The organism is Herbidospora galbida, assembly GCF_005233835.1.
Lineage (GTDB): Bacteria > Actinomycetota > Actinomycetes > Streptosporangiales > Streptosporangiaceae > Herbidospora > Herbidospora galbida.
The window spans coordinates 1-21483 of record NZ_SZQA01000063.1 but is presented as its reverse complement, the minus strand read 5'-3'; the positions used below and the strand labels follow the sequence as shown (position 1 = coordinate 21483).

17 protein-coding genes and 1 pseudogene are annotated in these 21483 nt (G+C 72.2%); 12 read left to right on the top strand and 6 right to left on the bottom strand.

Annotated features, from left to right (window positions below; genetic code table 11):
- Nucleotides 1-24: 24 nt before the first annotated feature.
- From FDA94_RS36620 to FDA94_RS36600, 5 genes are read left to right on the top strand one after another with little or no spacing between them, the layout of a single operon-like run.
- Nucleotides 25-717 carry an HAD family hydrolase gene (locus FDA94_RS36620; RefSeq protein WP_137251621.1) on the top strand — a complete coding sequence of 231 codons (693 nt, stop codon included), beginning with the start codon at nucleotides 25-27 and terminating at the stop codon, nucleotides 715-717.
- A gap of 46 nt (nucleotides 718-763) precedes the next feature.
- Nucleotides 764-2404 carry a phosphoglucomutase (alpha-D-glucose-1,6-bisphosphate-dependent) gene (gene pgm / locus FDA94_RS36615; protein WP_137251620.1) on the top strand — a complete coding sequence of 547 codons (1641 nt, stop codon included), beginning with the start codon at nucleotides 764-766 and terminating at the stop codon, nucleotides 2402-2404.
- A 55-nt stretch (nucleotides 2405-2459) separates the two neighbouring features.
- Complete coding sequence (locus FDA94_RS36610; RefSeq protein WP_212735673.1) at nucleotides 2460-4682, top strand: xanthine dehydrogenase family protein molybdopterin-binding subunit; 2223 nt, start codon at nucleotides 2460-2462, stop codon at nucleotides 4680-4682.
- On the top strand, nucleotides 4679-5533 hold the full coding sequence (locus FDA94_RS36605; RefSeq protein WP_137251618.1) for an FAD binding domain-containing protein: 855 nt from the start codon (nucleotides 4679-4681) through the stop codon (nucleotides 5531-5533). Before FDA94_RS36610 ends, FDA94_RS36605 begins: the two co-directional genes overlap by 4 nt.
- Nucleotides 5530-6024, top strand: a complete 495-nt coding sequence (locus FDA94_RS36600; RefSeq protein ID WP_137251617.1) for a (2Fe-2S)-binding protein — start codon at nucleotides 5530-5532, stop codon at nucleotides 6022-6024. The genes FDA94_RS36605 and FDA94_RS36600 overlap by 4 nt, the downstream gene beginning before the upstream one ends.
- Here the strand turns inward: FDA94_RS36600 and FDA94_RS36595 are convergent.
- Nucleotides 5985-6986: a hypothetical protein gene (locus tag FDA94_RS36595; protein ID WP_137251616.1), complete on the bottom strand. Its 1002-nt coding sequence runs from the start codon at nucleotides 6984-6986 to the stop codon at nucleotides 5985-5987. The two genes, FDA94_RS36600 and FDA94_RS36595, sit on opposite strands and share 40 nt — an antisense overlap.
- A gap of 95 nt (nucleotides 6987-7081) precedes the next feature.
- On the opposite strand from FDA94_RS36595, the gene FDA94_RS36590 reads away from it, so the two are divergent.
- A complete protein-coding gene (locus FDA94_RS36590) occupies nucleotides 7082-8056 on the top strand; it encodes an acetylxylan esterase (RefSeq protein WP_137251615.1) in 975 nt (324 codons plus the stop codon).
- On the opposite strand, the gene FDA94_RS36585 is transcribed toward FDA94_RS36590, so the two are convergent.
- Entirely contained in the window at nucleotides 8043-8660 is a 618-nt protein-coding gene (locus tag FDA94_RS36585; protein WP_246060352.1) for a TetR/AcrR family transcriptional regulator, read from the bottom strand. The two genes, FDA94_RS36590 and FDA94_RS36585, sit on opposite strands and share 14 nt — an antisense overlap.
- 47 nt (nucleotides 8661-8707) lie before the next feature.
- On the opposite strand from FDA94_RS36585, the gene FDA94_RS36580 reads away from it, so the two are divergent.
- The 3 genes from FDA94_RS36580 to FDA94_RS36570 all read left to right on the top strand — a co-directional run bounded on the left by FDA94_RS36580 (nucleotide 8708) and on the right by FDA94_RS36570 (nucleotide 11979).
- Entirely contained in the window at nucleotides 8708-9925 is a 1218-nt protein-coding gene (locus FDA94_RS36580) for an acyl-CoA dehydrogenase family protein (RefSeq protein ID WP_137251613.1), read from the top strand.
- Nucleotides 9922-10626, top strand: a complete 705-nt coding sequence (locus tag FDA94_RS36575; RefSeq protein ID WP_212735672.1) for an SDR family oxidoreductase — start codon at nucleotides 9922-9924, stop codon at nucleotides 10624-10626. Before FDA94_RS36580 ends, FDA94_RS36575 begins: the two co-directional genes overlap by 4 nt.
- Nucleotides 10627-10878: 252 nt before the next feature.
- Nucleotides 10879-11979 (top strand): MFS transporter, encoded by a 1101-nt coding sequence (locus tag FDA94_RS36570; RefSeq protein WP_137251612.1) that lies wholly within the window; start codon nucleotides 10879-10881, stop codon nucleotides 11977-11979.
- Here the strand turns inward: FDA94_RS36570 and FDA94_RS36565 are convergent.
- Nucleotides 11958-12464, bottom strand: a complete 507-nt coding sequence (locus FDA94_RS36565) for a GNAT family N-acetyltransferase (protein WP_212735671.1) — start codon at nucleotides 12462-12464, stop codon at nucleotides 11958-11960. The two genes, FDA94_RS36570 and FDA94_RS36565, sit on opposite strands and share 22 nt — an antisense overlap.
- A gap of 88 nt (nucleotides 12465-12552) precedes the next feature.
- Nucleotides 12553-13098: a hemerythrin domain-containing protein gene (locus FDA94_RS36560; protein ID WP_137251610.1), complete on the bottom strand. Its 546-nt coding sequence runs from the start codon at nucleotides 13096-13098 to the stop codon at nucleotides 12553-12555.
- 88 nt (nucleotides 13099-13186) lie between these two features.
- Between FDA94_RS36560 and FDA94_RS36555 the strand changes: the two genes are divergently transcribed.
- A complete protein-coding gene (locus tag FDA94_RS36555) occupies nucleotides 13187-13486 on the top strand; it encodes an MTH1187 family thiamine-binding protein (RefSeq protein WP_137251609.1) in 300 nt (99 codons plus the stop codon).
- Between the two features lies 1 nt (nucleotide 13487).
- Here FDA94_RS36555 and FDA94_RS36550 read toward each other — a convergent pair whose 3' ends face one another.
- A complete protein-coding gene (locus FDA94_RS36550; protein WP_137251608.1) occupies nucleotides 13488-19187 on the bottom strand; it encodes a WD40 domain-containing protein in 5700 nt (1899 codons plus the stop codon).
- 35 nt (nucleotides 19188-19222) lie between these two features.
- Here FDA94_RS36550 and FDA94_RS36545 point away from each other — a divergent pair, with 35 nt between their 5' ends.
- Complete coding sequence (locus FDA94_RS36545; RefSeq protein ID WP_137251607.1) at nucleotides 19223-20458, top strand: ArsB/NhaD family transporter; 1236 nt, start codon at nucleotides 19223-19225, stop codon at nucleotides 20456-20458.
- 16 nt (nucleotides 20459-20474) lie between these two features.
- A complete protein-coding gene (locus FDA94_RS36540) occupies nucleotides 20475-21119 on the top strand; it encodes a hypothetical protein (RefSeq protein ID WP_137251606.1) in 645 nt (214 codons plus the stop codon).
- Here FDA94_RS36540 and FDA94_RS36535 read toward each other — a convergent pair.
- A pseudogene (locus tag FDA94_RS36535) lies at nucleotides 21108-21483 on the bottom strand (hypothetical protein); the annotation flags it as partial. The gene FDA94_RS36540 and the pseudogene FDA94_RS36535 sit on opposite strands and share 12 nt — an antisense overlap.

Below are 21483 nucleotides of genomic sequence, written 5' to 3'. Positions count from 1 at the left end.
TCTCTGTCATGGGAGGCTGTGCCAATGCGACGTACCGGACAGACCTTGATTTTCGACGCGGATGACACCCTGTGGGAGAACAACGTCTTCTTCGAGCGGGTGATCGACGACTTCCTCGACTGGGCCGCCCATCCGACGCTCGACCGGGTCCAGATCCGGCGGATCCTCAACGACATCGAGCGGGCCAACGCCGTCACCCACGGCTACGGCAGCCGGGTCTTCCTGCGGAACCTGCACGAGACCTTCGAGCGGCTCCGGGAGCGGCCCGCGACCGCCGCCGAGAAGGCCTTTGTCGATGATCTCGCCGGCCGCCTGGTCAGGGGCGAGGTCGACCTGATCCCCGGCGTGGCCGACACCCTGGCGGAGCTCTCCTCGCGGCATGAGCTGTTCCTGCTGACCAAGGGCGACGTCGAGGAGCAGCAGCGCAAGATCGACGCGTCGGGGCTGTCGACGTGGTTCCGCAAGGCCCACATCGTGCGGGAGAAGGACGTCGAGGTCTACCGGCGGCTCGCCCTGGAGTCGGGCTTCGCGGTCGACCGCACGTGGATGATCGGGAACTCCCCCAAGTCCGACATCTCGCCGGCCCGCGCCGCCGGGATGAACGCCGTTTTCATCCCCCACGAGCACACATGGGTGCTGGAGCACGCCGAGCTCGACCCGCTCGACGAGGGCGTGCTGACCCTGGGACGGTTCACCGAACTCGTCGACCATTTCTGAGCCCCGGTGATCCGCTGGCGGGACATAGTGCGGCAAACTTGGGCCTATGGTGCATCAGCGTGCCGGGCAGCCCGCCCTGCCGACCGACCTGGTCGACGTCCCCCGCCTCCTGACCAGCTACTACGCGCTGCGCCCCGACGTGGAGCAGCCCGCCCAGCGGGTCGCCTTCGGCACCTCGGGACACCGGGGTTCGTCGCTGAACACGGCCTTCAACGAAGACCACATCCTGGCCACCACCCAAGCCATCTGCGAATACCGCCGCGCGCAGGGGATCGACGGCCCGCTGTTCCTGGGGGTCGACACCCACGCGCTCTCGGAGCCCGCGCGGGTGTCGGCGCTGGAGGTGCTGGCGGCCAACGAGGTCCGGGTGCTCATCGACGTCCACGACGGCTTCACGCCCACCCCGTCGATCTCGCACGCCATCCTCACCTACAACCGGGGCCGTGACACGGGCCTGGCCGACGGCATCGTCGTCACCCCGTCGCACAACCCCCCGCAGGACGGCGGCTTCAAGTACAACCCGCCCAACGGCGGCCCCGCCGACACCGACGCGACCGGCTGGATCCAGAACCGCGCCAACGAGCTGATCGCCGGCGGGCTCAAAGAGGTCCGCCGCATCCCGTTCGAGCGCGCCCTGAAGGCCGAGACCACCGGGCGCTACGACTTCCTCGGCTCCTACGTGGCCGACCTCCCCTCGGTGGTCGACCTCGACGCGATCCGGGCTTCCGGTGTACGGATCGGCGCCGACCCCCTGGGCGGCGCGAGCGTGGCCTACTGGGGCGAGATCGCCGACCGCCACCACCTCGACCTGACGGTCGTCAACCCGCTGACCGACCCGACGTGGCGCTTCATGACGCTCGACTGGGACGGCAAGATCCGCATGGACTGCTCCTCGCCGTACGCGATGGCCTCGCTGATCGCGTCCAAGGACTCCTACGACATCGCCACGGGCAACGACGCCGACAGCGACCGCCACGGCATCGTCACCCCCGACGGCGGCCTGCTGAACCCCAACCACTACCTGGCCGTCGCCATCTCCTACCTGTACGCCCACCGCGACGGCTGGCGGGCCGACGCGGGCGTCGGCAAGACCCTGGTCAGCAGCAGCATGATCGACCGCGTGGTGGCGGGCCTCGGCCGCCGCCTGGTCGAGGTCCCGGTGGGCTTCAAGTGGTTCGTCCCCGGCCTGCTCGACGGCTCGCTCGGCTTCGGCGGCGAGGAGAGCGCGGGCGCGTCCTTCCTGCGCCGCGACGGCCACGTGTGGACGACCGACAAGGACGGCATCATCCTGGCGCTGCTCGCCTCGGAGATCACCGCCGTGACGGGGAAGTCGCCCAGCGCCCACTACCGCGACCTGACCGACCGCTTCGGCGACCCCGCCTACGCCCGGGTCGACGCCCCCGCCTCGCGGGAGGAGAAGGCGGTTTTGGCCAGGCTCTCGGCCGGGCAGGTGACGGCCGGCAGCCTGGCGGGCGAGCCGATCACCAACGTGCTCACCCACGCCCCCGGCAACGGCGCGGCGCTGGGCGGCCTGAAGGTCGAGACGGCCAACGCGTGGTTCGCGGCCCGGCCGTCGGGGACCGAGGACGTCTACAAGATCTACGCCGAGTCGTTCCTCGGGCCGGAGCACCTGGCCAAGGTTCAGCAGGAGGCAAAGACTGTGGTCTCGGCCGCACTCACCGCCTGAAAATCCCCACAAAGGCCACTCTTCACCGACAAACCGGGCGGCTAGTGTCCGAATGGTGGATCGCTGGCTGAGACGCGAGGACGAGCGGCTGCTCACCGGGAGGGGCCGCTTCGTCGCGGACCTGCGCGTGCCCGGCTGCCTCGACGCCGTCTTCGTCCGCAGCGAGGTCGCCCACGGAACGCTGCGGGAGGCCGACTGCTCGGCCGCCCGCGAGGTGCCCGGTGTGGCCGGGGCCTGGTCGGCCGCCGACCTGCCGGACCTGCCGCCGATGCCGGACGCGCCCGGCGTCGAGGGCAGGGAGTGGCCCGCGCTGGTCAAAGATCGGGTGCGCTACCCCGGTGAGGCGCTGGCCGTCGTCCTGGGCGACGACCGCTACCGGGCCGAGGACGGGGCCGCCCGGGTCCGCGTGCGCGTCGACCCGCTGCCCGCCGTGGTGACGGCGGAGGAGGCGGCCGGCGACGAGGTCCGGCTGTTCGAGGGCCGCAGCAACGTCGCCCTGCGCGGCGAGGCCGGGCGGCCGATCGGCGACGAGGTGTGGGAGCGGGCGGCCGTCGTGGTCGAGAGCCGCTACCGGCAGCAGTTGCTGATGCCCTCGCCGATGGAGTGCCGCACCATCCTGTGCGTGCCCGAGGGCGAGCGGCTCACCGTCTGGTCGGGCCACCAGGCCCCTCACCGGCTGCGGCACGACCTCGCCGGACTGCTCGACCGGCCGGAGGAGAGCATCCGGGTCGTCGTGCCCGACACCGGGGGCGCGTTCGGCTCCAAGAGCGCGGTGTTCCCCGAGTTCATCGCGGTCGCCTGGCTGGCCGTACGGCTCGGCCGCCCGGTCCGCTGGGTGGAGGACCGGCGGGAGTCCCTGCTGGTCGCGACCCGTGGCCGGGGGCAGGACCAGCAGGTCCGCCTGGCCGCCGACGCCGACGGGCGGCTGCTCGCCTACGAGCTGACCGTCGAGGCCGACGTGGGCGCCTATCCCCACCTCGGCGTCGCCTTCCCCATGCAGACCGCGTGGATGGCGACCGGTCCGTACACCACACCGGAGGTGCACGCCACCGTCCGCTCGGTGCTCACCAACACCATGATCACCTACCCCTACCGGGGCGCCGGGCGGCCGGAGGCCACCAGCCCCCTCGAACGCACGATGGACGTGCTGGCCAAGCGCCTGGACCTCGACCCGGCCGACCTGCGCCGCCGCAACCTCATCCCGCCCGATCGGTTCCCCTACCGCACCCCCACCGGCCGCACCTACGACAGCGGCGACCACCCCGCCGCCCTCGACCTGGCGCTGCGCACCCTCGGCTACCACGGCTGGCGCGCGGAACAGGCCCGCCGCCGCGCCGACCCCGCCGCCCTGCCCGTCGGCATCGGCCTGTCCTGCTACGTCGAGCGGTCCGGCGGCGAACGGGGCTCCGTCCACGACTACGTCGGCGTCGAGGCGGGCGAGGACGGCACCGTCGTCGCCCGCTGCGGCGCCGCCTCCAGCGGCCAGAGCCACGCGACCGTCTTCCCCGCGCTCGTCGCCGAGACCCTCGGCGTCGAGCCGGCCCGGGTCCGTCTCATCGAGGGCGACACCGACGAGCTGCCCGGCGGCGTCGGCTCCTTCGGCAGCCGGTCGGCCCAGATCGACGGCGCGGGCCTGCAGCACGCCGCCACCCTCCTCATCGAGGAGGCCAGGGAACGGGCCGCCCGGATGTGGGACCTGCCGATCGAGGAGACCGCCTGGTCCGACGGCGTCGTCCATCCCGTTCGGGGCACCGCCGCCATGGGCCTGTCCGAACTGGTCAAGCGCACCGGCCCGCTGCGGATCGACGAACGCTACGAGGCCGACATGGCCTTCCCGTTCGGCGCCCACGCGGCCGTGGTCGAGGTCGACCCCGACCTGGGCACCGTGCGGGTGCTCCAGATCGTCGCCGTGGACGACTGCGGCCGCGCCCTCGACCCGGCGGTCGTGCGCGGGCAGCAGTTCGGCTCGATCGTCCAGGGCCTCGGCCAGGCACTGTACGAAGGCGTCCCGTTCGGCGACGACGGCGTCCCGCTGCTGGGCTACGGACTGCTCGACTACCTGCTGCCGACGTACGCCGAGATCCCGCCCATCGACCTGGAGGAGACCCGCACCCCGACCCCGCGCACCCCGCTGGGCGCGAAGGGCGCGGGGGAGTCGGGCTGCATCGGCACCCCGCCCGCCATCGTCAACGCCGTGGCCGACGCCCTGCGGCTCGACCACCCCGAGCGGCTCCAGATGCCCCTCAGCCCCGACGTGGTCTGGCGGGCGGCGGCGTGAAGCCCGCCGCCTTCGACTACCTCGCGCCGCGGACCGTGGCCGAGGCCCTCGACGCGCTCGCCGCCGGAGCCCAGGTGCTGGCCGGCGGCCAGAGCCTGCTGCTGGAGATGCACCTCCAGCGCGTCCACCCGGACCTGGTCGCCGACATCAACCGCATCCCCGGCCTCGACGCCCTGACCGTCTCCGACGGCACGCTCACGGTCGGCGCGCTGGTCCGCCACCGGGCCTTCGCGTCGCCCGGCGCCGTCCCCGGCCCGCTCGGCGACCTGTTCGGGCGGGCCGTCGGCTACATCGCCCACCCGCCGATCCGCACCCGGGGCACCATGGCCGGCAGCCTGGCGTGGGCCCACCCGGCCTCGGAGTGGTGCGCCCTGGCGGTCGCCCTCGACGCCGTCGTCGAACTCCGCAGCACCCGGGGCACGCGGGAGGTCCCGGCCGGAGAGTACTTCCGCGGCCCCTTCCAGACCGCCCGCGAACCCGACGAACTCCTCACCGCCGTCCGCTACCCACTGCTCGCCCCGGACACCGGCGTCGCCTTCACCGAGCACCGCCGCACCGGCTTCTCCTTCGCCCAGGTGGCCGTCGGGGCCGCCCTCACCACCCGCGACGGAGTGATCACCGAGGCGCGGATCGGCCTGGCCAACTGCGCCGACCGCCCCCTGAGGGCGCACGCCGCCGAACGGGCCCTCGTCGGGGCCGAGGTCTCGTCGTGGGCGTTCGCCGCGGCGGGCGAGACCGCCGCCGAGCAGGACGCCGCCCCCGTGCCCGAGCCGTACGCCGACGTCGACTACCGCCGCCAGGTCATCGCCGTCCTGGTCGCCCGAACCCTGAGAGAGGCCGTCCCGGTATGAAGATCACCCTCAGCGTGAACGACGACGCCTACCCGCTCGACGTCGAACCCCGCAGGGTGCTGGCCGACGCCCTCCGCGACGACTGCGGCCTCACCGGCACCCACCTGGGCTGCGAGCAGGGCGTCTGCGGCGCGTGCACGGTCCTGGTCGACGGCGAGGCGGTCCGGTCGTGCCTGATGCTGGCCGTCCAGTGCGACGGCGTCCCGATCCGCACCGTCGAGGGCCTGGCCGGCCCCGGCGGCGAACCGCACCCCCTGCAGCGGGCCTTCTCCGCCGAACGCGGGCTGCAGTGCGGCTTCTGCACCCCGGGCTTCCTGATGCTCGCGGCCGGAGCCCTGGAGCGGGATCCGGCACTCGGCGAAGAGGAGGTGGCGGCACTGGTCGGCTCCAACCTCTGCCGCTGCACGGGCTACGAGCCCATCCGCCGAGCCATCACCCGCGCGGCCCGGGATCACCAGAAGGGCCAGGACGGCCGCCACTTGTCGGCGTAGCGGTCGTAGACCGCCCGCAGCCACGGCTCGCGCACCTCGGGCGACGTGGCCAGGGTCGTGATGAAAGCGGTCAGGTCGGGCGTGACGTGGAACCGGCTCATCAGCGTGGGGTCGTCGAGGAGAGCGGCACGGGGGATCGAGGGCCCCGCGATCAGCAGCCGCCGGGCGTCGGCCGGAAAGGCGAGGCACCGCCACACGGCCCAGGGCACCGCGATCGGCGTCGCCACGTCTCCCCGCCAGATCTCCTCGGTCTGCGGATGCTCGGGCACCAGCGCGACGTCGGCCCCCGGCGTGGCCGGCCGCCCCGGCCCGGCCAGCGCCACCGTCCGTCCGCCGGGCCCCGCCGGCAGCAGCAGGTCGAGCACGTCCCCGAGGATCTCGGTTCCGGCGGGCATGGCCAGCCGCACCCCTCCCGACGCGGCCAGCAGCCGGGCCGTCACCCTGCCCGCCATGACGCTCCACTCGGCGTCGTGGATCTCCGAGGGGTCGCGGTCGAAGGCGTCCCCGATCTCGTCCCACGGGAGCGCCGCGTCGTCGGTCCCCGTCGCCCGGACCGCGCCGGGATCGAGCCAGACCACCTGCCAGTGCCCGCAGTCGTCGATCAGCCGGGCCACCGGGACGCCGCACGACTCGCACGCCATGACGTCCATCAGCCCGCAGCAGTAGCCGTCGAGCCGATCCGGCAGGAAGACGGTGCCCCGGATATCGCCCAGGCAGATCCCGACGCCGCCGGCGTCCTCTCTCCGGGGCAGGGGGGCGCCGGGCGGTTCCGGCGTCTCGTCCTGCCACCGCCGCCACCGGGGACCGTCACGCCCGGGATCCACGACGTACGTCTTCGGCTCCAGGAGCTGACCCCGGAGGAGCTGGTGTCCCCACTGCGTCAGGGCGTGCCAGGGAAAGGCGACGCGGGAGAGGGGGGCGGTCAGGGGTTGCTCGCAGGCGGCGCAGACGAAGACCCTCATATGGGGCAGCAGACTAGACTCCCCGCCCGCCGATATCGCCCGCTTCGCTGCGGGCTGATCGCCAATTCCGGGCGTCGTCCCAGATGATGGGGTTCATGCCGTACTCCGATCTACCGCTGCCCGAACTGCGCACCTACGTCTCCGCCGTCACCGAGCCCGACGACTTCGACGACTTCTGGGCCGCGACCCTGTCCGAGACCCGCTCCCACGAGCTCGCCCCCGTCTTCTCGCCCGTCGCCACGGGCCTCACCACCGTCGACGTCTTCGACGTCGCGTTCCAGGGGTGGGCCGGGCAGCCGGTCCGGGGCTGGTTCCTCGTCCCGGCCGGCGCCGAGGGGCCGTTGCCGTGCGTGGTGCGCTACCAGGGTTACGGCGGCGGCCGGGGGCTGCCGCACCAGTGGCTCTACTGGCCGAGCGCCGGTTTCGCCCATCTCGTCATGGACACCCGGGGCCAGGGGAGCGGATGGTCGGTCGGCGACACCCCCGACCCCGAAGGCTCGGCCCCGGCCCACCCGGGTTACATGACCCGGGGCATCGGCGACCCGGCGACCTACTACTACCGCCGGGTGTTCAGCGACGCGGTGCGGGCCGTCGAGACCGTGCGGCAGCATCCGCTCGTCGACCCGGCCAAGGTCGCGGTCACCGGCGGCAGCCAGGGCGGCGGCATCACCCTCGCCGTGTCGGCGCTGCTCCCGGACGTCGCGGCGGCCATGCCCGACGTGCCCTTCCTGTCGGACTTCCCGCGCTCGATCCGGCTGACCGGCAAGGACCCGTACACGGAGATCGCCCGCTACCTGAAGATCCACCGGACCGAGGTCGGGCGGGTCGAGCACACCCTGTCCTACTTCGACGGGGTCAACTTCGCCCGCCGCGCCGCCGCCCCCGCGCTGTTCTCGGTCGGGCTGATGGACGAGATCTGCCTGCCCTCGACCGTCTTCGCCGCCTACAACGCCTACGCCGGGGCCGCCAAGCACATGGAGGAGTACGCCTTCAACGACCACGAGGGCGGCGCCGACGCGCACCTGCCGGTGCAGCTGGCCTGGCTGAAGACGTGGGTCACGGCTCCATAAGCGCCGAGGTCTCCTCGGACACGGGCGTGGCCAGCACCGACGCGACGACGTCGACCAGGTGGCTGGTGAAGAGCCGCTCGTCGCGGCCCTCGCCGGTCTCGGCGCGGCGGGCCAGTTCCGTGTACGTCACCCGGATCGCCGTGAACCGCCGGTGCAGCCGCGTCACGGCGATCTCGGGCAGCAGCGGCCCGACCAGCTCCCGCCACCGGTTGACGCTCGTCGGCTCCTGAGTCGAGGCCCGCAGCGCGCCGGGCGTGGCCCGGCGGACCACCTGGTCGAGCAGCCGCAGGTAACGCCGCCCGCCGGGCTCGGCCAGGCAGGCGGCGAGCGGCCGGACGAAGGCCCCGGCCAAAGGCCGCAACGGTTCCGGGGGCGGGTCGGCCTCGAAGGCGTCGAGCAGCGCGTGGCGGGCCGCCTCGACCGACGGGTGGTGCCGGGCCAGGACGGCCCGCAGCAGGCCCTCCCGGTCGCCGAAGTGATACTGCAGGGCCGAGGCGTTCCGCTGCCCGGCGGCGGCGTTGATCTCCCGGAGCGACACGGCGTCGATGCCCCGCTCGGCGAACAGTTCCTCGGCGGCCAGCGTCAGCCGCAGACGGCCGTCCACGATCCACCCCCTGTGCGGATTAAGGCGATCGCATTAATATACGGCCCATGGCCATCGACTTCACGCTCGCTCCCGAGCACGAGGAGATCCGCCGCCGGGTCCGCGCGTTCGTCCAGGACGTCATCGTCCCGGCGAAGACCGAGGGCCTGACGCGCGAGGAATACCTCCGCACGATCTTCGGCCTGCGCGAGCGGGCCAAGGCCGAGGGGCTGTGGCTGCCGCACATGCCGGTCGAGGTCGGCGGCATGGGATTGGGGCACGTCGCGCTCGCGATGGTCCAGTCGGAGGCGGCCAAGACGCGGCTCGGCCCGTGGGTGCTCAACTGCCAGGCGCCCGACGAGGGCAACATGCACACGCTGCTCCACTGGGCCACCGAGGAGCAGAAGGAGAAGTACCTCCGGCCGCTGCTGGAGGGCCGGGCCATGTCGTGCTTCGCGATGACCGAACCCGAGGTGGCCGGGTCCGATCCCACGCTGATCCGGACGACCGCCGTACAGGACGGCGACGAATGGGTCGTCAACGGCCACAAGTGGTTCATCTCCAACGCCCGCCGGGCGAGCTTCGCGATCCTCATCGCCCGCACCGAACCGGACGTACCGGAAGGACAGCGGGGGGCCACCACGGCGTTCCTGGTCGACATCCCCTCGCCGGGCTGGACCGACGTGCGCGAGGTCGAGACGATGCACGGCTCGACCGGCCACAGCGAGATCGTGATCGAGGACCTGCGCCTGCCGGAGAGCCGGATCCTCGGCGGCCGGGGCAACGGCCACCGCCTGGGGCAGTACCGCCTCGGGCCCGCCCGGCTGGCCCACTGCATGCGGTGGATCTCCCAGGCCGAGACGGCGCTCGACATGATGGTCGACCGGGCGCTCAACCGCTACAGCCACGGCTCGCTGCTGGCCGACAAACAGGGCGTGCAGTGGCTGATCGCCGACTCGGCGATGGAGCTCTACCAGTGCAAGCTGATGGTCCTGCACGCCGCCTCGAAGATCGACAAGGGCGACGACTTCCGCACCGAGGTCTCCATGGCCAAGCACTTCGTGGCGAACGCGCTGAATCGCATCGTCGACCGGGCGATCCAGGTCCACGGCGCGCTCGGATATTCGACCGACACCCCGCTGGCGAGCATGTTCCAGCACGCCCGCTGGGCGCGCTTCGCCGACGGCGCCGACGAGATCCACCAGATGCGCATCGCCGAACGCACCATCGCCGCCTATCGTGACACCGGCTCGACGCGGGCCGCGACGGGAGGACTGCCACTGTGACAGCCACTGTGAAGGTCGCACTGGTCACCGGCGGGAGCAGCGGCATCGGCGCGGGCGTCGCCCGCCGCCTGGCCGAGTCCGGCGTGAAGGTCGTCGTCGCCGACGTCGCCGAACCCGCCGACGTGCGGTGCGACGTCTCCGACCTCGACGACAACCTCAGGGCCGTCGACTTCGTGATGGACAGGTACGGCCGCCTCGACCTGGCCTTCCTCAACGCGGGCGTGGCCTCGGGCTGCGGCGTCGGCGACGACTTCGACCTGGCCCTCTACCGCCGCGCGATGGGCATCAACCTCGACGGCGTCGTCTTCGGCGCGCACGCGGCGATCCCCGCCCTGAAGGCGTCCGGCGGCGGCGTCATCGTCGCGACCGCGTCGATGGCCGGCATCATCGGCATCCCGCTCGACCCGATCTACGCGGCGAACAAACACGCCGTCGTCGGGCTGGTCCGCTCGCTGGGCGTGGCCCTGGCCGCCGACGGCATCAAGGTCCAGGCCCTGTGCCCGTCGTTCGCCGACACCGCGATCCTGGGCGACGCCCGCGTCCTGCTCGAAGCCGAGGGCTTCCCGATCCTCAAGGTGGAGGAGGTCGTCGACGCCTTCGAGAAGATCGTCGCGAGCGAGGGCACCGGCGAGTGCTGGTTCGTCGTCTCCGGCCGCGAGAGCGAACCCTTCACCTTCCGCCGCGCCCCCGGCCCTAGATAGACATTCTCTCCGTTACGGCTCCGCCCACCCCGGCACCGCCCGCCGTCCCGGGTTCCGCGCCGCATCCGGCGCGGAACCGGCCGCCCGGGGACCGCGCCGCAACGAGAGAGGTACGGCGGAAAACGCGGCCTCGGCGGGAGACGCTCGGCGGAAACCCGAATGCGCCGGTTCGGCGTGACCGGTTATGGTTCGACCATGACCTGGCGACATTGATCCACACCTGAGTCCCGATTCGCCCGGCGTCTCTACGCCCTGGCGTTCTTCGAGGAGTTCGTCCTCCTCTATCCCGTCTACGCGCTCCTGTTCGCCGACCACGGGCTCTCAGCGGGCCAGATCTCGACGCTCTTCGTCATCTGGTCGCTGACCTCCTTCCTGCTGGAGATCCCCTCGGGCGCGTGGGCCGACACGTTCTCGCGCCGCCGCCTGCTGGTGCTGTCGCCGCTGCTCACCGCCACGGGCTTCGGCCTGTGGACCTTCCTGCCGGGCTACTGGTCGTTCACGGCCGGGTTCGTGCTGTGGGGGATCGCGACCGCGATCGGTTCGGGCACCTCCGAGGCCCTCGTCTACGAGGAACTGGCCCGGCTGGACGCCGCCGACGCCTACCCCCGCGTCACCGGCCGCGCCGAGGCGGTCGGCACCACCGCGATGATGATCGCCGGCGGGATCGCCGCCCCGGCCATGGCCTGGGGCGGCTACCAGGCGGTCGGCGTCGCCTCCATGGCCACACTCGTCGCCGCCGCCCTGGTCGCCCGCACCCTCCCCGAGACGCGGGAGGAGCCCGGCGAGGACGACGACGGCTACCTCGACGTGCTGAAAGCGGGATTCCGCGAGGTCGGCGGCTCCAAGACTCTCCTGCGGCGGCTGCTGCTGGTCTCGGCCGTGACCGGCCTGAGCGCGTTCGACGAGTACCTGCCGCTGCTGGCCCAGGGCACCGGCGTCGGCGACGAGTGGGTCCCGCCGCTGATGGTGCTCGTCTCGGCCGGGTTCGCCGTCGGCGGCTTCCTGGCCGGACGCGGCCTGCGGTGGACCGGCCCGATCACCTGCGCCGGCGGCCTGCTCCTGATCGCCGGGGCGGCGGTGCGCAGCCCGTGGGGGTTCGTGTTCGTCGCCGCCGCGTTCGGGGTGATCCAGTGGGCGATCACGGCGGCCGACACCCGCCTCCAGCACGGCCTGTCGGACCGGTCACGCGCGACGGTGACCTCGATGTCGGGGCTGGGCACCGAGGTCATGGCGGTGCTGACCTTCGCCTTCTACGGGTTCGGGTCGGAGTTCGCGCCGTCGTGGCCGCTGTTCGTCGCGCTCGCGGTGCCGTACACGCTGATCGGGGCCTTTCAGGGCCGCAGGGCCGAGTAGAGCACCTGGTCGTGCCAGGCCCCCTCGCGCCACTGCGCCCGGCGGATCACCCCTTCGCGGACGAACCCCGCCTTCTCCAGCGCCCGCTGCTCGGCGATGTTCTCGGCGTCGGTGAACGACTGGATCCGCTCGGCGCGGGTGTGGGCGAACAGGTAGCCGGCCAGCTGGACCTGCGCCTGCGTGCCGATGCCCTTGCCTCGGTAGCCGGAGAACACGCAGATCCCCGTCGACCAGCACCAGGAGGTGAGGTCAGGCCCCCAGGAGTTCATCCACCACGACACCCACCCGACCGGCACCCCGTCGCCCTCGACGGTCATCCGGCCGGAGTCGGGCCCGAGGAACCCGTTCTCGGCGAACTCGCGGTGGAACGGCTGCGGCGGACGGTGCCCGAACCACTGGTAGGGGCCGGTGCCCTCCCGGTCGGCGCGCTCCCGCTCGAAGAGCTCGAGATCCTTGGCCCGAACCGGGCGAAGTGTGACCTCCATGGAAACTCCTTTCATGCGGGTATGACGCAATCTTCCTCCTTTCGGGCGGGCTTGGTGCCGGTTCTCCAGGACGGCGGGAGGCCGGGGGTCACACGTCGAGCTCCAGGCGCGACAGCGGCTCGACGAGTTCCTCCTCCTCGTACGCCAGATGCGACAGCAGCGCCTCGGTCAGGGCCGCCACCTGGCGGCGGACCTCGTCGAGGCCCGACGGGTCGCTCACCATCGCGACCAGGGCCCGGTCGAGGCCGGCGAGGACCTCCGCGATGACCTCGTGCTCCTCCTCCAGCCGGCGGATCACCGGGGCCAGCGACGCCTCGGCCGCGACCAGGCCGGGGAACATGTGGGCGTCCTCGATCGAGTGGTGGGCGGTCAGGACGCGGCAGTAGGAGGCGCAGAAGCTGCCCAGCGTCCAGTAGTTCTGCCGCATGGTCAGGTCGTTGATCAGCGACCGGACCTCCGCGGCCTCCGCCCGGCCCTGGGCGACCTGCTCGACGGCGTCGCCGATGCGGGCGAGCTCCTGCCGGAGGTGGTCGTGGATGAGGACCAGCCGGTTGCCGATCTCCCGCTGCCGGGGCGAGAGCCCGGCCGTGTCCCGCTTGGGCGACCGGGGCCGCGTCGCGTCGTCGATGATCATTTCCGTCCCGATACCGTGGCTGACAGGGATGATCTCTACAGAAGATCACCAACGTCGCCCAACGCTACCAAAGAGAGCAGGTCAGGCCATGTCCGTACTCGTCGCGTTCAGCGTCACCCCGATCGGTGAGGGCGAGGAGGTGGGGGAGTACGTCGCCGAGGCGGTCAGGGTGGTCCGGGCCTCCGGCCTGCCGAACCGGACCGACTCGATGTTCACCACGGTCGAGGGGGAGAGCTGGGATCAGGTGATGGCGGTCGTCCAGGCCGCGGTGGCCGCCGTCGAGGCCCGCTGCGACCGGGTCAGCCTGGTGCTCAAGGCCGACATCCGGACCGGCGCGGCCGGGCGCATGGAGGAGAAGGTGGCGTCGGTCGAACGCCACCTCGCCTGACTCAGAACTCCTCCTGCTGCACCATGAGCCGCACGTCGTCGAGGTAGGGGTCGAGCTCGCCCGGGTCGAAGCGGCACATGGCGATGGCGAACCAGAACTCGCCGTGGACGTTGCCCTCCTGCTTGTAACGCCCGTCGGGCGCGAAGGCGGCCCACCCGCCGGGCAGGCCGAGCAGGGTGACCTTGCGGACCGGTTCGGGGCCCGACAGATCCCACAGGATGATCATGCCGTCGTTCCCGGCCGAGGCCAGCAGCGGCTCGGCCGGGCTGAACGCGACCGACACCACCCGGCGCGAGTGGCCCGACAGGGTGTGCAGGTGACGGCCGGTGGCCACGTCCCACAGCCGGATGAGCCGGTCGTCGCCCGCCGTCGCCAGGATCGAGCCGTCGGTGCTGAAGTCGCCCGTCCACAGACGGCCCGACCGGGTGTCGAGCGCCTGCAGCTCCTGGCCGGTGGTGTGGTCCCAGATCCGGGCCACGCCGTCGTTGCCGATGCTGGCCAGCGCGGTGCCCATTGGGTTGAAGACCACCCGGTAGACGCGGTCGCCGTGGCCCGACATGATCCGCAGGCACTCGCCCGTGGTGGCGTCCCAGATCCGGACCAGACGGTCGTCGCAGCCCGTCGCCACCAGGCGGCCGTCGGGGCTGAAGTCGATGGAGCGCACCCGGCCCTGGTGGGGGGCCGGCTTGGTGACGTGGGTGTTGCTGGTGCGGTACCAGAGCTGGAGCGTGTCGTCGTCGTTGGCGGTGGCCAGCACCTTGCCGTTCGGGCTGAAGGCCTGCGCCCAGACCGACTCGGTGTTGGTGTCGAGCTCGCGCTCGAAGTCCCAGCCCGCCGTCTGCCGCAGGTGCACCGCGCCGTCGTTGGTGGTGGTGGCGATGCGCTCGCCGTCGGGGCTGAACACCGCCGAGGTGAGCTGGTCGTTGACCCCGCTGAACTCCTTGATCAGCCGCCCGGTCGGCGGCTCCCAGATCCGGACCGCCCCGTCGTTGCCGCTGCTGGCCAGCATCGTCCCGTCGGGGCTGAAGTTGACCGAGGTGACCCGGCGGCCGTGCCCGCGCAGGGTGCGCGTCTGCTGACCGGTGCCCAGGTCCCAGAGCCGGATCGAGTCGTCGTTGCTGGTGGTGGCGAGCTGCGTGCCGTTGGGGTGGATCGCGAAGGGCCAGATCGACCCCCGGTGCCCGGCCAGCCCCGGCCTCGGCTGCCCCAGCTCGCCCTGCCACATGCGCAGCGACCCGTTGCTGTCGACGCTGATGAGGTTCTTGCCGTCGGGGGTGTACGACACCTGGTAGACGGCCCCGGTGTGCCCGGCCAGCTGGCGCGGGACCAGCGGGGCGCGCAGGTTCCAGACCCGGATCGTGCCCATCGTGTCGCCGGTGGCCAGATGGGTGCCCTCGGGATGGAAGTCGACGGCGTAGACCCGTCCGGGATGGCCGCGCAGCTCGTGCACGACCCGTCCGCTCGCGGTCTCGAACAGGCGGATCAGGCCGTAGTGGTCGCCGGCGGCCAGCAGCGACCCGTCGGGGCTGAGCGCCAGGCGGTAGACCGGCCCGGTCCCCTCCGACAGCACCACCCGCAGCTCGCCGGTGCTCAGGTCCCAGACCCGGACGTTGGCGGAGGCGTCGCCGGTGATCAGGCTGGTGCCGTCGGGGCCGAACACCGCCGTGTAGACGGGCGGGGTGTGCCCCGGCAGCTCGCAGCGGAGCGTGCCGGTCGCGGTCTCCCACACCATCAGCGTGCCGTCGGGCGAACCCGCCGCCAGGAGGGTGCCGCCCTCGTTGAACAGCAGCGGCCAGACCCCCTTGGGATGCACCCGCAGCACGTGGGCGCACTCTCCGGTCGCGGTGTCCCAGATCCGCACGTCGCCGTCGGCCGACCCGGTGGCCAGCAGGTCCTGTGCGCCGAAGGCCAGGGCGTAGGCCCGGTCGCGGTGCCCCCACAGGGTGCGGATCGGCCGCCCGGAGGGCGCCTCGAAGATCATCACCCCGCCGTTGTCGCAGCCCACGGCGAAGATCTGCCCGTCGGTGTTGTACGCGATCGGGTTCGGCAACCGGGTCGTCAGCGGGTCGAACCCGTAGGGCACGCCCACCGCCGGGGGAGCGACCTGCACCTCGATCGAGCAGCCCGGCACCACGGCGGCGTCGCGCAGCTCGGGGGCGCGCAGCACCCGGTCGCCCGCCGTCACGTTGACCAGCGTGGCGCGGGTCCAGCGGCTGCCGGAGACGACCGCGTCGCGCAGGTCGGTGCGGGCCAGCCGGGCCCGGGTCAGGTCGGCCCCGCGCAGGTCGGCGCCGGTCAGCCGGGCCTCGTCGAGCCAGGCGCCGGCCAGCTTGGTGCCCCGCAGGATCGCCCGCGACAGGTTGGTGCCCACGAGCCGGGCGTCGGTCAGGTCGGCGTCGGTGAGGTCGACCTCCTGGAGGTCGCGATGGGAGAGGTCCTCCCCGCGCAGCTGCGCGCCGCGCAGGCTCGTCTGGGCGGGGGTGCGCAGCCTGGTGATGATCTTGAGAGCGTTCTTGCGCGCGGTGTTCCCGGCCCCGGGGTCGGCCAGCACGCGGTCGGCCCAGAGCTGGCAGTCGTGCGCCTCGGCCAGGTCGCACAGGAAGTCGACGGTCAGCTGCGACAGCTCCCGGCGGCTCAGCGCGGTGGGGTTGGCGCGGTCGCGGCCGAACTCGTCGGCGATGAAGTGGGCGACGAGCCACTCGGCCACCGACCCGTGGATGAACCCGAACAGGCCGTCGTAGGTCCGCACCAGCAGGCTCGCGGTGCCCACGGTGTGGGTGGCCTGCTCGCCCGACATGCGCCCGTCGGCCAGGCCCGAGAGCGTCTCGGCGACCTCGGCCAGCTCGGCCAGCCGCAGGTAGGGCTCGTTGGTCTCCCACAGCCGCATCGCCAGCGTGCGCACGGCGTGCCACAGGTCGGCCTCGTCGAGCCCGGCCTGCGCGCCGCGCTGGTTGCCCAGCCGCCGCTGCTCGTAGCGCAGCCAGCTGCCGAGGATCTCCTGGTAGAGCGTGGCGGCGCTGACGGTCCGGTGGGCGTGCGCGACCGCGCGCAGCCGGTCGTCGGCCAGGTCGGCGATGAAGGTCAGCATGCGGGGGTTGCGGGCCAGCCCGCTCAGGTCCTGGATGCTGCGCAGCAGCCGCAGCCGCTCCTCGGCCAGCGCCCGGTCGCCGTAGGCGTTGATCAGGTAGGCCAGGATCTGCTCGGACGAGAAGCCCTCGATGCTGAAGACCCGCCGCTGCGGCAGGATGCCGACCATCTCGCCGAGCTTGGTGAACACCTGGGCGTCCGACTTGAAGTGCTGCGTCCGGCTCGCCACGACGATCTTCGCCTGGTCCTGCGCCGCCTGGAGCAGGGTCTCGAGGTGGTCGGCGGCCCGGTCGTAGGTGACCCGGGTGACCAGCTCGTCGAACCCGTCGAAGAACAGCACGATCCGGCCCTGCCGGAGCATGTACTGGACGGCCTTCAGGTCGATCTGGTCTTCGCCGTGGTTGGCCAGGTGAGCGGCGATCAGCGTCTCGACCGAGTGGGCCTTGTCGAGCGTGCGCAGGTCGATCAGGACCGGCGTCAGGTGCGGGGTCTCGGTGGCCATCCGCCGGACGACCTGGCGCAGCACGAACGTCTTGCCGCGCCCGAAGTCGCCCAGCACCAGCACGAACCTGCCCTGGTCGCCGTGGAGCTGGGAGATCAGCTCACCGGCCAGGTCGTGGCGGATCTCGCCGCCGGTCGGGTCGAGCTCGCGGTAGTCCTGGGTCACGTAGAGGTGGGCGGGGTAGGTCGTGTCGGCGTTCAGCTGCCGGGTCTGCGCCGCGACGTAGCCCGACAGGTCGACCAGGCCCTGGAACTCGAGCAGGCTGCGCAGGCGCACGCCCCGGCGGGCCGAGTCTTCGCGCAGGCTGCGCGGCGGGGTCGGGCCCAGGTAGACCAGCTCGGCCGACTGCCCCATGTGGCCCGCGTGCACGTGGCGGACGAACTCGTCGACCTCGTCGGCGGTCGGCTCGCCGACGATCACGCCGACCCAGAACTCGCGCACGAACCCGCCGTCGCGGTAGCTCACCCGCAGGTGGGGCGGGTCGTCGTCGACGGTCCGGATGACGGCGTGGTCGAAGCGGGTCTCGCAGGCCTCGGCCACCCGGTCGAGGAGCTGGGCCCGTGGCCCCTGCGCCCGCGCGGGGGGCTGCCGGTCGGGCTCGGGACCGCCGACGGCCAGCGGCGCCGGCACGGCCCCCGGCGCGGGGAAGATCCCGCCGGCCGAGATCCAGCGCCGCTCGATCGGGTTGGGGGGCGCGCTGGTCCGGTGGACGACCAGGCCGTCGGGGGTGAACTCCAGCACCTGCTGACGGCCGGGCTCCAGCGGGGGCAGCACGAGCGCGCCGGCCCCCAGCGTCGACGGGTCGCCGTCGCGGCCGCCGCCCTGGAGGATCGTGTGGAGCTTCCCGCCGAGCAGGCCCTCGACGACCGCGGCGTCGGTGAGCGAGTCGGGCAGCCCCGGCGTGAGGCTGTGGTGGACGACGCCGAGGCGCAGCCAGCCCTCCCGCTCGAAGGCGCGGACGCGCTCGGCGAACCAGGCGGCCTGCGACTCGCCGACCAGGCCGAACCGGTGCTCGGTCCGGTGGCTGATCGCCATCGTGGAGTTGAGCCCGGCCACCACGACCTTGAGCTCGGGGATCGCGAAGAGCGTCCACGGCTGGGCGCTGTCGAACATGACCGAGTCGACGCCCTGGTAGAACTCGCGGAACAGCGACGCGAAGTGACGCCACTTCGGCCAGTAGGGCGGCTCGGGCCGCTCGTCGTCGGCCTTGCAGTCGTTGAAGTAGGCCTCGCAGGCGGCCAGGTTCACGTCGCGGGCGCCCGGCACCAGCACCACCCGCTGGGGTTCGAGACCGGCGAGCGCGCGCAGCCCCGTGAGGAAGGTCAGCGCGTCGGTCATCTGCTTGCGGCTGCCCGCCGCCGTGAGGTCGCCGGCCACCACCATGAGCTCGGGCCGGGGCACCCCCGCGTCGGTCAGCCGGGTCAGCTCGGCGAAGATGTGCGACTGCAGGCCGGAGGGGCTCAGCGGCGGCTCGGCCCCCATCGTCCGGCCGAACCGGGGACCCGCGACGTGGAGCACGCTCAGGCTGTCGCGCCGGGTGGGCGGCTCGAAGTCGGCCGGATATCCCGGCGGCACCACCGGCACCCGGCGGGCCCGCCGCTGCCCGGTCAGCACGGTCGGCCGGGGCGAGGTGAGCGGCGCCGGCGGCTGGACGTCGGACGCGGTGGGGAAGGAGGGGCGTAACTCGGGCTTGGCCCGCCCGGCCAGCGCCTCGCGGATGCGGGTGAGGACGAGCCCCCGCGCGTGCTCGGGGGTGGTCACCCCGACCAGGTCGACCCAGGTGATGTTCGAGAGGAGCCCGTCGACCCGGCAGTCCTCGATGCGCACGGTGATGAGTTTGTTTTCTGGATTATCCGGATTGGCGCGGAGCGCGGCCTGCCATTCGAGTTTCCCGTAACGGGAACCCAAATAGTTCTCGGTCAGCAGCGCGAGTACGACCGCGGCCTCCCGGACGCCCCGGTCCATGAAGTCGACGAAATTGGTGCCGGGGACGAAATCCCAGGCCTGCAGCATGGTGCGGTATCCTGCTGCTTCCAGTTCCCAGCCCAGCCAAGACGCCCAGCGTTCGTCAGCCGGAGAGTAGCTGATGAAAATGTCGATCGGCCGCTCCATGACGCCGGTATCACCCGCCTCGCCGGAATGAAGTCATGATACTTTCTACCGTGGGCGACAAAGGGTCACCGTCCGTGCCGTTGTGGAAACGGGCCGTACGAGCACCGAGTGTACTCGATTGGATTCGAATCGGCCTGCTTTTCATCGGGGTCGGTTGCGTATTGACGGGTCTGCTGCCGATTGCGGAGGCGCGGGCGAGTGTCGAGCGAATAGCTCCGCTCATGTTGTTTCTGGTCAGCGTTATCGTGCTGGCCGAACTGACCAAACAGGCGCAGGTATTCGACGTCATCGCGGCGCGGCTGGCGCTGCTGGGCCGGGGGGCCTATCCGGCGCTCTTCCTGCTGTGCGTCGCGTTCGCCTCGGCCACGACGATCTTCCTCAACCTCGACACCACGGCGGTCCTGCTCACGCCCGTCATGCTGGCGCTCGCGCCCCGGGCGAAGATCGCGCCGCTGCCCCTGGCGATGACCACCGTCTGGCTGGCCAACACCGCCAGCCTGCTGCTCCCGGTGAGCAACCTGACCAACCTGCTGGCGCTGAACAAGCTGGGCCTGTCGGCGCCCGAGTTCGCGGGCCGCATGTGGCTCGCGCAGCTCGTCGCGATCGCGGGCACGATGGCGCTGCTGTGGGTGTTCTACTGGCGGCGGGGGGTGCGGGGGGCCGACCGTTACGAGCCCGCCCCGCCCGAGCCGATCAAGGACAACGTGCTGTTCTGGGGCACCGGCGCGGCCTGCCTGCTGTTCATCGCGGCCATCCTGGCCGGGGTGCACATCGAGGTCGCCGCGATCGCCGCCGCCGCCCTGGCCGTCACCGCCTACCTGTTCCGCGACCGCGCGTCGCTGCGCCCCTCGCTGATCCCCTGGCAGCTGCTCGTGTTCGTCACCGGGCTGTTCCTCGTGGTGCCCACGCTGATGCGCCTCGGCCTCAACGACCTGATGTCCTGGCTCATCGGCACGGGAGAGGGGTTCGCCGGGCTGCTGCGCACGGCCGCCGCGGGCGCGGGCCTGTCGAACGTGGTCAACAACCTGCCCGCCTATGTCGCGGGCGAACAGGTGGTGCCCGCGGCCAATCTCGACCAGTTGCTGGCCCTGCTGGTCGGCACGAATGTCGGCTCGGTCATCACGCCGTGGGCCTCGCTGGCCACGCTGCTCTGGTTCGAATGGTGCCGCCGCCGGGATGTCAAGGTGCCGCTGGGGAAATTCGTCCTCACCGGCGCGGTGCTCGCCATTGTCCTGCTGCCCTCGGTGGTGTGGGTGCTGGCGCTCGCCTGATATATAGACTGAGCGCATGTCGGCTCTTCCGGTATACGACGCGGTGCTGTTACCAGGCGCCGTCGTCGAGGAACGTTCGGTACGACTCAGCGCGTGGTGCGCCGAATTCGCGCCGGCCGAATTCACGCTGCGGACCGGTGAGCTCTATCCGCACATCTCGCTTTACATGGCGAATTTCGAATCGGCCCGGCTCGGCGAGGCGTGCGAGGCGCTACGCCTGATCGGTGAGCGGACCCCCGAGATCCCGCTGGAGGGGGGCCATTTCGCCGCCAACGACCAGGGGATGTTCGAGCTGTTCTACCGGAAGACCGGCGCGGTCACCCGGCTCCAGGAAGACCTCCTCGCCGCCCTCGGCCCGCTGCGCACCGGGCTGCGCGAACGCGACCCGGTCGGCCGGGTGCTGGCCGAGCACCGTCTCGTCGCGCCCCCCGAGGCCCGCGCCAACCTCGACCGCCACGGCTACGACGAGATCGGCGAGCTGTTCCGCCCCCACATCACCATGACCCGGTTCCGGGAACGCGGCTTGCAGGTGCCCGCCGAGCTGCTCCCGCCGGCCCGATCGTTCGACGAGGTCTACCGCACCCTCGCGCTGTGCGTGATGGGCGAGCACGGCACCTGCACCGAGGTCGTCGAGGTCGTGGAGCTCGGCTCAGCCGCCTGAGGGCCAGATCCGGGCGAACTGCCCGGCCCGGCAGGCGACAAAGTTCCGCTCCGACTCCGGCAGGTCGACCCGCAGGTCGAACGGCTCCCCGTCGAACCGGTGGATCGTCACCCCCGCCTCCGCCGCGATCAGGGCGCCCGCCGGGAAGTCGACGAGCTCGGCCCGGTAGCCGACCATGCCGTCGATCCGCCCCCGGGCCAGCATGATCCACGCCACCAGCGGCGCCCACAGCTGCAGCAGCCGGCCGGCCCGCGCCTCCAGGGCGGTCCGCAGTGCGCCGGTGGCCGGATCGGCGGCCAGGCCGTGGCCCTGCGTCCAGGCCAGCAGCAGGGGCCGCCCGTCCGGCGCCGCCTCGGCGGGCAGG